Origin of the sequence: Candidatus Aalborgicola defluviihabitans, assembly GCF_016705985.1 — a bacterium.
In the GTDB taxonomy this organism is placed as follows: Bacteria; Pseudomonadota; Gammaproteobacteria; order Burkholderiales; family Burkholderiaceae_C; genus Allorhodoferax; species Allorhodoferax defluviihabitans.
The window spans coordinates 745347-756785 of sequence record NZ_JADJKN010000002.1 but is presented as its reverse complement, the minus strand read 5'-3'; the positions used below and the strand labels follow the sequence as shown (position 1 = coordinate 756785).

Here is an 11439-nt window from a genome sequence, read left to right as displayed (position 1 = left end):
TTATACGTAAATCACTATTAATTTAATAGCATTTGACGTCCGCAACGGCGCCGCGCTGCAGGACTTGGCGCAGTACCTGCTGCGGCTCAAACAAAGCCACCATGGCGTCCATCAGCGCGTGTGCTTTGGCTGAATGGTCGCCGCCAAAGTTGCAAACATACACATCCACCGTGACCCCGCTTTGCTCGGGCCAGGTGTGCACGCACAGGTGCGATTCGGCTAACAGCACGGTAGCGGTCACACCGCCGGGGCCGTGGTCTGTGGCGGGGAAAGTGTGGGCCAGTTGGTTGACCACTTGCAAGCCGGCGCCAGCCACTTCACGCGTGCAGCGCGCCAATAGGCGCGGCGCGTCTGTGAGCCAACCAGCGTCGCACTGGCAGTGGCTGAGATCGGCGGTGAGGTGCAGGCCATGCATACCCGCGACTGTAGATGATTTTCAAGGCAAAAATGCGCCCCCTCGGGGGGCAGTGAGCTACACGAAGTGAGCGACCGTGGGGGCATTGTTAAAATAGCGGGTTTTCCCCAGTCCCCCACCTTACCCGGAGTCGCCCAGCCCATGGCCACCACGCAAAATTCCCAACAGATGGCCAATGCCATTCGCGCTCTTGCCATGGATGCCGTTCAGGCCGCCAACTCCGGCCACCCCGGTGCGCCCATGGGCATGGCCGACATGGCCGTGGCCCTGTGGGGACCACAGTCTGGCCATCTGCGCCACAACCCCACCAACCCGCACTGGATCAACCGCGACCGTTTTGTGCTCTCCAACGGCCACGCATCCATGTTGATCTATGCGCTGTTGCACCTCACCGGCTACAAGTTGCCTATGGCTGAGTTGAAGAACTTTCGCCAGTTGCACAGCAAGACTGCTGGCCACCCCGAAGTCGGTGTCACGCCCGGCGTGGAAACCACCACCGGCCCGCTGGGCCAGGGCCTGACCAATGCGGTCGGCATGGCCTTGGCTGAAAAGCTGTTGGCAAGTGAGTTCAACCGTGAAGACCACGCGATTGTCGACCACCACACCTATGTCTTCATGGGCGACGGCTGCCTGATGGAAGGCATCAGCCACGAAGCGGCGTCGCTTGCTGGCGCATGGAAGCTCAACAAGTTGATCGCCCTGTACGACGACAACGGCATCTCCATTGACGGTCAGGTCACGCCCTGGTTTGCCGACAACACCGCTCTGCGTTTTGTGGCCTATGGCTGGAACGTGATCGGCCCCATCGACGGTCAGGATGCCGCTGCGGTGTCCACCGCGATTGCAGAGGCCAAAAATTCTGCGGACCGCCCCACGCTCATCATCTGCAAGACGCACATCGGTTTTGGCTCACCCAACCGAGCCGACACTGCCAAGGCCCACGGCGAGCCCTTGGGTGCGGAAGAGATCAAGCTCACGCGCGAGTCGATTGGCTGGAATTACGCACCCTTTGTTATCCCCAAAGAGGTTTATGCCGACTGGGACGCCAAGACCGCCGGCAAGGCCGCTGAGGCCGCGTGGAAAGAGCAATTTGCCGCCTACCAGGCTGCCCACCCCGCGTTGGCCAAAGAGTTGGTGCGCCGCATGAAGGGCGATTTGCCCAAGAATTTTGTACAGACCGCCGTAGACACCGTCATTGCCGCCCACCAAAAGGCCGAAACCGTGGCCAGCCGCAAGGCCAGCCAATTGGCGCTGGAATCCTTTACCGCAGCCCTGCCTGAATTGTTGGGTGGCAGTGCCGACCTGACCGGCTCGAACCTGACCAACACCCAATCCACACCCAGTTTGCGCTTTGACTCGCTGACCGGCGCCGTGATCAAAAATGAAGCGGGCGAGGGTGGGCGCCACATCAACTACGGCGTGCGCGAGTTCGGCATGGCCGCCATCATGAACGGTGTGACCCTGCACGGTGGCTTTATTCCTTACGGTGGCACATTTCTCACATTCAGTGACTACAGCCGCAACGCCATCCGCATGGCTGCGTTGATGAAGCAGCGTGTGATCCATGTATTCACGCACGACTCCATTGGATTGGGCGAAGATGGCCCCACGCACCAGTCCATCGAACACGCCGCGTCCTTGCGCCTGATTCCCAACCTGGATGTGTGGCGTCCCGGTGATACGGCCGAAACCGCCGTGGCCTGGACCGTTGCTTTGCAAAACAAGACCAAGCCCACCGCGCTGCTCTTGAGCCGCCAGAACATCAGTTACGCACCCAAGGCCGATTCCGCATTGGCACCGGATGCCTGCGGCCTGGACGCCATCAACAAGGGTGCCTACGTGCTGGCAGAGCCAACCGAAGTGGGTCTGAAGAAGAAGACCCAGGCTGTGATCATCGCCACCGGCTCTGAAGTGCAACTGGCCTTGCATGCCCAGAAGCTGCTAGCCGAACGCAAGATTGCCGTGCGCGTGGTCTCCATGCCGTCCACAACCACGTTTGACCTGCAAAGTGCCGCGTACAAATCGTCCGTGCTGCCTGCCGGCCTGCCCCGTGTGGCGGTTGAAATGGGTGCTACCGGTGGCTGGTGGAAATACGGTGTGTCCGCCGTGGTGGGCATCGACTGCTTCGGCGAGTCGGCCCCGGCCCCGGTGCTGTTCAAGCACTTTGGCTTTACGCCTGAGAATGTGGCCGATACGGTGCAGTCCGTGCTGGCAAAGAAGTGAGTGTTTTCGTTTTATTTAACAGGAAGTAATCATGACGATCAAAATTGGCATCAACGGCTTTGGCCGCATCGGACGCAACGTGTTGCGCTCAGCCTTGCAAAACTTCAGCGACATTGAAGTCGTTGGCATCAACGACCTGCTGGAGCCGCACTACCTGGCTTACATGCTCAAGTACGACAGCGTGCACGGCCGCTTCAAGGGCGAAGTTTCGGTTGACGGCAACACCCTGGTGGTCAACGGCAAGAAGATCCGCCTGACGCAAGAGCGCGACCCCGCCAACCTGAAGTGGAACGAAGTCGGTGCCGACATCGTGATCGAGTCCACCGGCTTGTTCCTGGATAAGGTTACCGCCCAGAAACACCTGGATGCTGGTGCCAAGAAGGTCATCATGTCCGCGCCGTCCAAGGACGACACGCCCATGTTCGTGTTCGGCGTGAATTCCGACACCTACGCAGGTCAGGCCATCATCTCCAACGCATCGTGCACCACCAACTGCCTGGCGCCTGTGGCTAAGGTGCTTAACGACAAATGGGGCATCAAGCGCGGCTTGATGACGACCGTTCACGCGGCCACCGCCACCCAAAAGACCGTGGACGGCCCTTCCAACAAAGACTGGCGCGGCGGGCGCGGCATTCTGGAAAACATCATCCCATCCAGCACTGGCGCCGCCAAGGCCGTGGGCATTGTGATTCCTGCGTTGAACAAGAAGCTCACCGGTATGTCTTTCCGCGTGCCAACCAGTGACGTGTCTGTGGTCGACCTGACGGTGGAGTTGAACAAGGAAGCCAGCTACGCCGACATCTGCGCTGAAATGAAGGCGCAAAGCGAAGGTGCCTTGAAGGGTGTGCTGGGTTACACCAAAGACAAGGTGGTTGCCACCGACTTCCGTGGCGAAACCTGCACCAGCGTGTTCGACGCCGACGCCGGCATTGCCCTGGACAGCACCTTCGTCAAGATCGTCGCCTGGTACGACAACGAGTGGGGTTACTCCAACAAGTGCCTGGAAATGGTGCGGGTGGTGGCCAAGTAAGCGAAGAGCGCGGCCAGTTCTAGCCATGCGGTGAATGCCGTGTTTGACTGGCTCCGATCCAGGCTCAAGGGTGCTGCTTCAACGCAGTACGCCAGTATTGATGTGGCTGCTGCCGTACGGCAGGCCAGCCAGCTATCGACCCAAGATAAAGGTCTGGCACAGGACGAGTTCGCGCAGGGCAATCAGCAGCGGGAAAGCCTCCATTGGGAAGCTGCGGAACGGCATTACCGCCGCGCCTTGGCTATCCATCCTGCGTTCGCGGAGGCGTCTGCAAATCTCGGCAGCCTCCTCAAAGACCGTGGTGCATTGCCCGAAGCAGACCAGTGGCTGACGCTGGCCCTTGCGTTGAATCCGCAGCTTGGCCCAGCCTATTTCAATCTGGCCATGATGCGCATCGATCAGGCGCGCTGGTTGGAGGCCGCTGACCTCCTGCAGTGGCTGTTGCAGCTATCTCCCAATGAAGCCAATGCGTACTACTGGCTGGGCAACGCCCTGACCGGTACGGGAGATGGTGCTGGTGCACGAAAAGCCTATGCAGCGGCCGTGCGCTTGAATCCATCCTACGTTCAGGCCCGTTGGGGCCTTGTGATGGCGCAGTTGCCCGCTATTGCACAGACAGAAGATGAACAAACCCAAGCGTGTGATGCTTTCGCCCGTGAGCTCGACAAGCTGCGTGTGAAGCTGTTAGGGACGCATTCTCCCAACGGGTATTTGGCCGTAGGTGCACAGCAGCCTTATTTTTTGGCCTATATCGCGACTAACCACAAAGCTGTGCTATCGCTTTACGGCGATCTGTGCACCAAGCTCATGGCGATTTGGAGCAAGAAGGTGGGCGTGCCCGCACCTGCTGGAAATCATTCCGGCAAATGCCGTTTGGGAATAGTCTCCGCTCACATCCACAGCCACTCGGTATGGCATGCTTTGGTTCGGGGTTGGATAGAACATTTGGACCCTGCGGTGTTCGAGATCCAGATCTTTCACACTGGGCAGTTGCGCGACGCACAGACCGAATGGGCGCAACGCCGCGTGCATCAACTCCACCACGGATTGGGAGACTGGACAAACTGGGCTAAGGCAGTATCGGATGCGCAACTGGACGTGCTGATTTATCCCGAGATCGGCATGGATGCGACCACCATCCGCCTGTCTGCCTTGCGGCTGGCACGGGTGCAACTGGCGTCCTGGGGGCATCCCATGACTACCGGGTTGCCGACGATGGATGGCTATATTGGTGCCGAGGCGTTGGAGCCACCGCAGGCCGCCAAGCACTACAGCGAAAATCTGTTGACCCTGCCCAGGCTGGGTTGCTGTTACCAGGCCTTTGGCACCGCACCTGGTCGAATCGATTGTTCCGCATGGGGCATTCAACCTGCTGATCGGGTGTTGCTGTGCGCCGGGACGTCTTTCAAATACGCGCCGCAGTACGATGTGGCGCTGGTGGAGATTGCAAGGCGATGCCAGCCCTGCAAGCTGGTGTTTTTTCATAGCGAATCGCAAACGCTATCGCAACGACTGGAGCAGCGCCTGCGGTTGGCCTTCGATGCCGCTGACGTGGATTTCGATGCAACTGTGGCGTTTGTTCCCTGGCAGTCCCAGGCAGCTTTTTTTGCGCTGTTGGACCGGACCGATGTGTACCTCGATAGCATGGGATTTTCCGGGTTCAACACGGTTATGCAGGCCGTCGAATGCGCAACACCCATAGTTGCCTTTGAGGGGGAATTCATGCGGGGCCGTTTTGCCAGCGCCATCCTGCGGCAGATGGGGCTGGATGAATGGGTGGCAGGATCAGTGGCGCAATATATTGCCCTGGTGGAGCAGCTGGCAAGTGACAGCGGATTGCGTGCGCGTGTGAAGACGCAAATGCGCGATCGTCGCCAGGCTTTGTTTGGCGATCAAGAAACCGTTGCGGTGTTGGGCCGGCACCTGTTGCGCCTGTGCTCTCCCCCGCCCGGGGAAATCACCCCCCCGCCCGGGGGGGGTTTGTCCCGCGGTGTCTAATCGACCTCCCTCATCACTGTTTAAGCTGATCGTCCATGCAAATTGGTGCTGTCTTCGCTGCTCTGGCTTACACGCTGTGGGGACTATTTCCGCTGTTCTTCAAGCGCCTCGCGGCCGTGGGGCCGCTGGAGGTGGTGATGCACCGCACCGTGTGGTCGCTGGTGTTTGTGGTGCTGGTCTTGCTGGTGCGGCGGCGCTGGGCTTGGTTGCGGGCGGTGCGCAAACCCCGTGTGGTGGGCATCTTTGCGCTGTCCGCCACGCTGTTGGCGAGCAACTGGCTGGTTTATATCTGGGCGGTGAATAACGACCACGTGCTGGACGCCAGCCTGGGCTACTTCATCTTGCCGCTGATGAATGTGGCGTTGGGGTATGTTTTTTTGCATGAGCGTCCGCGCGCTGGCCAGTGGATGGCCTTTGCGGTGGCTTGTGCGGGTGTGCTGTGGCTCTCTTGGCAGGGCGGTCGCGTGCCCTGGGTGGCGCTAACCCTGGCGATTACGTTCGCCTTGTACGGCCTGCTGCGCAAGGTGGCGCCGCTAGGCGCCCTGGAAGGGTTGACACTGGAAACCCTGGTGCTGGCCCCGGCGGCACTGGTTGCAATGGGCTGGATGGCCTGGCATGGACAGGGCGCGCTGGTGGCGCAAGACCATACGTCTCTTGCGTGGCTCATGTTGTCTGGCCCGGTAACAGCGCTGCCGTTGTTGCTGTTTGCCGCCGGCGCACGGCGCATTCCGCTGTCCATGATGGGCGTGTTGCAATACATTTCGCCCAGTATCCTGGTGCTGCTGGGTGTGTGGCTGTATGACGAGCCATTTGCTGGACCGCGTGTGATGGGCTTTGTGTTGATTTGGATCGCGCTGGCGTTGTACACGGCAGAAGGCTGGCGCCATGCTCGTCGGGCGCCGTCTCTCAGACCGTGAACAGCTTTTCCACGCGCATTCGTCCTTCGGGGCTGGTCATCAATACCAGGGCAGTGCCGGCGTTGACCATGTGGTCATCGCTGGGGTTGAATACCCAGTTGCCATGCTCGTGGAGGGCCATCAGCAAGTAGTCCTTGGATTTGGGCACCAGTTCTGCCAATGGCTTGCTGTCAAATCCGTCGGGGACTACCACCTGCTCCACTCGCTGGCCCTCATCGCTGTGCAGCATCTGGTCCATGAAGTTGACCACATGGGGGCGAACCATGGCCGAGGCGATACGCATGCCGCCGGTAAAGTCGGGCGATACGATCTCATCAGCACCGGCACGGCGGGCCTTGTTGGTGTTGCGGATGTCATGCAAGCGCACCACTACCCGCACCTTGGGACTGAGCAGTTTGACTGATAGCGCCACCATCAGGTTGTGACTGTCATCGCCGGTCACTGCAAACACGCCGGTCGCATTGGAGAGGCCAGCGCGGTGCAAAGCGTCGTCATCAGCCGCATCGTCATGGAGGTAAAGGGCATGGGGGTGGTGTTCGAGCCACGTATCCAGAACCGCGCGGTCCCGTTCAATGACGACAAGGCTGCGTCGGGTCTTGGCCAGTTCATGGGCCACGTTGGAGCCCACGCGCCCGATGCCACACACGATGTAATGACCCTTCATCTGGGCAATCTGTTTTTCCATGCGCTTTTTCCTTAGCTCTGCGTTGAGGTCGGAGTCGATCAAAAGGGCCACCAGGGTCGAGAACAGGTAGCTCAGGGTGCCAATGCCAATAATGGCAATGAACACGGTGAACAGCCGCCCCATCGGGTGGGCGCTGAGGTCCACCGTCTCACCAAAGCCAATGGTGGCGATGGTGATGAAGGTCATGTAGAAGCTGTCGATCCAGGTGGCGGATGGGCGCCCAATATAGTGGTAGCCCAGTGTACCCATGGCGGTTATCACCAGCAGCAAGGCAACGCCGTAGACCAGACCCTTGAAGTGCCTGCTTCGAAAGACTTTTTCTAATCCGTGGCGTTGCATGTCTATGCCTTGGGAAATGGTTTCGATGCGTGTGGCCAGAGCGCTTAGTCGGCGTGAAACTGGTCGGCGTTCTTGCCCTTGAAAGGTGCGTAGAACGCCTTGATGGCCAGCATATCCGCCTCAATGTTGCCAGTTGGCTCAAACACCGGTCCCAGGCCGCTGACCTTGCGGGAATAATCCATGTAGGCCAGCACGATGGGCACCTTGGCACCCAATGCGATGTAGTAAAAGCCGGTTTTCCAGTAACGCGTTTTGTTGCGTGTACCCTCCGGCGGAACAATCAGCTGCAGGGGACCCTTCGCTTCAAGAATGGCCTGCACCGACGCCGTCACCAGATTGTTGGACGACTCGCGCCGCACGGGTATGCCCCCCAGCCACATCATGATGCTGCGAAACGGGGGCTTGAAGAGCGATTCCTTGCCCATCCAGTAAATGTTCAGCCTAAGCGCAAAGGCCACCATCAAGGTGTAAGGCAGGTCCCAGTTGCTGGTGTGCGGCGCAGCAATGAACACACACTTGTGGCCATTGGGTGGAAGAGCACCTTTCACTTTCCAACCGGCTAACGTGAGAAAGAGAATCGACAGAGCCCGCAGTATGGTGTTGACAACCGGCGTGTCGAAAATGGTGTGGTGCATGGGTTGGGCGCGATGGGGGCTTGCTGCTAGGATGATTGTCGCTGCATTCACTCCCCCACCCCTGAACGAGGACTACCCTTGAAGAAACATGAATGTCCTTGCGGCTCGGAACGGGAGTTGGCCGATTGCTGTGGCCAATGGCACACCGGCCTGGCACTGGGCCAACACGCACCCACACCCGAGGCCTTGATGCGATCGCGCTACAGCGCCTACGTGCTCGGCCTGATCGACTACCTGTTAGCAACCTGGCACCCCAGCACCGCGCCGGGTGATCTGGAACTGCAGCCAGTCAAATGGCTGGGCCTGGAAGTGCGCCACGCCGAGATGACCGGCGACGCTGGCGTGGTGGAGTTTGTGGCGCGCTGCAAGGTGGGTGGCCGTGCCGAGCGCATGGAAGAGACCAGCCGCTTTGTCCGCCAGGACGGGCGCTGGCTGTACATCGACGGGCAGACGAGCTGATTGGGGTGTAACGCAAGCCTCACAAGGAGGCCGCGGCTTCAAGACAGGTGTTTGCCCACAATGCCGGCCAGCTCAAACATGGTGATTTGCGGCTTGCCAAACACCGGTAACAGCTTGGCGTCGGCATTGATGGCGCGCTTGTTGGTGGCGTCTTGCAGACCGTTGGCCTTGATGTAGTCCCAGATCTTTTTGATGACCTCGGTGCGGGCGACCGGATCAGTACCAATGACGGCAGCCAACTCAGTGCTGGGCAATTTGCCGCTGGCGGCGGTGGTTTTGCGCGGGACTTTCGGCTTGGCGACCTTGGTGGCTGCAGATTTGGTGGCGGCCTTTTTTGCAGGTGCTTTTTTGGCTGGAGCCCTCGTGGAATCTGCGCGAGCAGCTCCTGTCTTTGTAGCTGAAGTTCTACCCGCTGCCGTCTTGCGGGGTGGGAATTTGCTCGGCGCAAACTCAAAATTTACCTTGCCGGCCTCAGCGTCCCAGGCCAGCATGGCTTTGAAGGCGCGTCGGGTGCGCATGGAAACAAACTTGTCCAGCAAATCGGTCTTGCCGGTTTCCAGCAGCTTGACCATTTGCGTGCGCTCAATGGGTTGCTGCAGGATGATCTGACCGGTTTTGAAGTCGCAGCTCGGTGTGGGTTGTTCTAGCGTAGGCACGGATTTGGCGCAGACGTAGTTCTTGCCATGTTCATAGACCGCACCGCCGCACTTGGGGCACTTGCCCAGGGATTCTTGCGCCGAGAAGTCGATGATCTCGCCACTCTCTTCACCCTTTTTGTCGTCGCCAAAGTCGAATTCGAGCTTGTAGTTCTTGGTCTCGTCGTCAAACTTGATGACCATCTCGGCCGTGAACGGCCAGCCGGCTTTGGAGCGAAACCCTTCCAGGGGGCCGATCTTCTTGTCACGCAAAAATTGCTCCACTTCCGCCACCTCAAAGGTGCGTCCGGCGGGGGTTTTACCGAAGGAGAAGCCGCAGCCCTCGGTGTCGCCGGATTTGCCGGTGCAGGTGTAGCGGCGGTAGTTTTCTTTGACGATGCCGCCGCAATTGGGGCAGGGTGCGGCTAGCGTGGCGTAGTCGCCGGGAATGGTGTCGCGGTCGTATTCCTTGGCCTTTTTGACCATGCGCTCGGTCATGGCGGCAATCTCGGCCATGAACGTTTCGCGCTTTAGCTTGCCGTGCTCCATCTGGGCCAGCTTGTATTCCCATTCGCCGGTCAGTTCGGCTTTGGAGAGTTCTTCCACGCCCAGGCCACGCAAGAGGGTCATCAGCTGGAAGGCTTTGGCGGTGGGTATCAGCTCGCGGCCTTCGCGCAGCATGTATTTTTCGGTAATCAAGCCTTCAATGGTGGCAGCGCGGGTCGCAGGCGTGCCCAGACCTTTTTCGCCCATGGCTTCGCGCAGCTCGTCGTCGTCCACCGTTTTTCCGGCGTTTTCCATGGCACCCAAAAGAGTAGCTTCTGAGTAGCGCGCTGGGGGCTTGGTTTTGAGGCCTTTGGGGTCGACCGGGTCGCCCTTCACCTTCTCATTGGGTTGTACCGGCACCAGGTTTTGACCCTTATCACCTTCTTTGGCGTCGGCCACTTCGTCGGCGGCTTCTTTGCCGTAAATGGCCAGCCAGCCCGGCTTGACCAGTACCTTGCCTTCGGTCTTGAAGGAGTGGCCCACTGCAGTGGTGATACGGGTGGTGACCTGGTATTCGGCGCTGGGGAAAAAGATGGCCATGAAGCGGCGCACCACCAGATCGTAAATCTTCTGCTCTGCCTCACTCAAACCATGGGGAGCTTGTAGCGTAGGAATAATGGCAAAGTGGTCGCTTACCTTGGCGTTGTCAAACACGCGCTTAGTAGGTTTGACATAGCCGCCCTTGACCGCCTGCGCCGCAAACGGCGCCAGGTGTTTCATACTGCTGTCCGCAAGCATGGCCAGCGTGTCTTTGACGACCGGTACATAGTCTTCCGGCAGGTTGCGGGAATCGGTACGCGGATAGGTCAGCGCTTTGTGGCGCTCGTACAGGCTTTGGGCAATTTGTAGCGTGGTCTTGGCGCTGTAGCCAAATTTGCCATTGGCCTCGCGTTGCAGACTGGTCAGGTCGAACAGCAAGGGACTGGCTTGCGTGGTGGGTTTGCTTTCCTCAGAAACCGTCGCAGGCCGGTCATGGCACGCGTGCCGTTAATACCCACCAGCCAATCGGCCTCAGAACGGCAACGGGCTGCATCGGCCAGCGGTTGCATCTGTGCGTTGGTACGCAGATTGTCGAAGCCGTCCCGAATCGCTTGTGGTGTCATGGACTGTAGCCACAGGCGGCTTACCGGCTTGCCCAGGGGTTTTGCACCACCAGCGTACTGCTCGATCAGGCGAAAGATCAGTTCCCCCTCGCGGCCCGCGTCGCAGGCGTTAACGATCTTGTCCACGTCCTTGCGCTTGGCAAGCCGGACCACGGCATTTAACCGGGTTTTGGTCTTGTCCACTGGTTTCAAGTCAAAGTGAGGCGGGATCACCGGCAGGTTGGCAAAGCTCCATTTGCCACGTTTCACATCAAACTCTTCGGGCGCTTGAATCTCGACCAGGTGGCCCACGGCGCTCGAGACGACATAGGAGTCGCTCTCAAAATATTCGTCGTGCTTTTCAAACTTGCCTGCGGTGGGCGTAAGCGCCCGCACGATGTCTTGGGCGACCGACGGTTTTTCTGCAATGACCAATGTTTTATTCATCTGACTACAATCCGGTTCTCGCGCACGC

At 59.3% G+C, this 11439-nt stretch carries 8 protein-coding genes and 1 pseudogene; 5 read left to right on the top strand and 4 right to left on the bottom strand.

Annotated features, from left to right (window positions below):
• Window positions 1-22: 22 nt before the first annotated feature.
• A complete protein-coding gene (locus tag IPI80_RS03980; RefSeq protein ID WP_413857354.1) occupies window positions 23-415 on the bottom strand; it encodes an S-adenosylmethionine decarboxylase family protein in 393 nt (130 codons plus the stop codon).
• Between the two features lie 141 nt (window positions 416-556).
• Between IPI80_RS03980 and tkt the strand changes: the two genes are divergently transcribed.
• From tkt to rarD, 4 genes are read left to right on the top strand one after another with little or no spacing between them, the layout of a single operon-like run.
• Window positions 557-2638, top strand: coding sequence for a transketolase (gene tkt, locus IPI80_RS03975; protein ID WP_413857352.1), 2082 nt, complete (start codon window positions 557-559; stop codon window positions 2636-2638).
• A 31-nt stretch (window positions 2639-2669) separates the two neighbouring features.
• On the top strand, window positions 2670-3668 hold the full coding sequence (gene gap / locus IPI80_RS03970) for a type I glyceraldehyde-3-phosphate dehydrogenase (RefSeq protein ID WP_413857350.1): 999 nt from the start codon (window positions 2670-2672) through the stop codon (window positions 3666-3668).
• A gap of 39 nt (window positions 3669-3707) precedes the next feature.
• A complete protein-coding gene (locus tag IPI80_RS03965) occupies window positions 3708-5666 on the top strand; it encodes a tetratricopeptide repeat protein (protein WP_413857348.1) in 1959 nt (652 codons plus the stop codon).
• Between the two features lie 35 nt (window positions 5667-5701).
• A complete protein-coding gene (rarD, locus tag IPI80_RS03960; protein ID WP_413857346.1) occupies window positions 5702-6583 on the top strand; it encodes an EamA family transporter RarD in 882 nt (293 codons plus the stop codon).
• Here the strand turns inward: rarD and IPI80_RS03955 are convergent.
• Both IPI80_RS03955 and IPI80_RS03950 read right to left on the bottom strand, forming a co-directional pair.
• Window positions 6573-7607: a potassium channel family protein gene (locus IPI80_RS03955; protein WP_413857344.1), complete on the bottom strand. Its 1035-nt coding sequence runs from the start codon at window positions 7605-7607 to the stop codon at window positions 6573-6575. The genes rarD and IPI80_RS03955 overlap by 11 nt on opposite strands.
• Before the next feature lie 44 nt (window positions 7608-7651).
• Window positions 7652-8242: a lysophospholipid acyltransferase family protein gene (locus IPI80_RS03950; protein WP_413857342.1), complete on the bottom strand. Its 591-nt coding sequence runs from the start codon at window positions 8240-8242 to the stop codon at window positions 7652-7654.
• A gap of 78 nt (window positions 8243-8320) precedes the next feature.
• Between IPI80_RS03950 and IPI80_RS03945 the strand changes: the two genes are divergently transcribed.
• Complete coding sequence (locus IPI80_RS03945; protein ID WP_413857340.1) at window positions 8321-8701, top strand: YchJ family protein; 381 nt, start codon at window positions 8321-8323, stop codon at window positions 8699-8701.
• Window positions 8702-8739: 38 nt separating this feature from the next.
• On the opposite strand, the pseudogene IPI80_RS03940 reads toward IPI80_RS03945, so the two are convergent.
• Window positions 8740-11411, bottom strand: a pseudogene (locus IPI80_RS03940) (DNA topoisomerase III).
• Between the last annotated feature and the right edge of the window lie 28 nt (window positions 11412-11439).

What these genes read in the sequence shown, in the direction of transcription:
- rarD (WP_413857346.1), top strand. Translation starts at nt 5,702, where the DNA reads ATGCAAATTGGTGCTGTCTTCGCTGCTCTGGCTTACACGCTGTGGGGA.
- IPI80_RS03955 (WP_413857344.1), bottom strand. Translation starts at nt 7,607, where the DNA reads ATGCAACGCCACGGATTAGAAAAAGTCTTTCGAAGCAGGCACTTCAAG.
- gap (WP_413857350.1), top strand. Translation starts at nt 2,670, where the DNA reads ATGACGATCAAAATTGGCATCAACGGCTTTGGCCGCATCGGACGCAAC.
- IPI80_RS03980 (WP_413857354.1), bottom strand. Translation starts at nt 415, where the DNA reads ATGCATGGCCTGCACCTCACCGCCGATCTCAGCCACTGCCAGTGCGAC.
- tkt (WP_413857352.1), top strand. Translation starts at nt 557, where the DNA reads ATGGCCACCACGCAAAATTCCCAACAGATGGCCAATGCCATTCGCGCT.
- IPI80_RS03950 (WP_413857342.1), bottom strand. Translation starts at nt 8,242, where the DNA reads ATGCACCACACCATTTTCGACACGCCGGTTGTCAACACCATACTGCGG.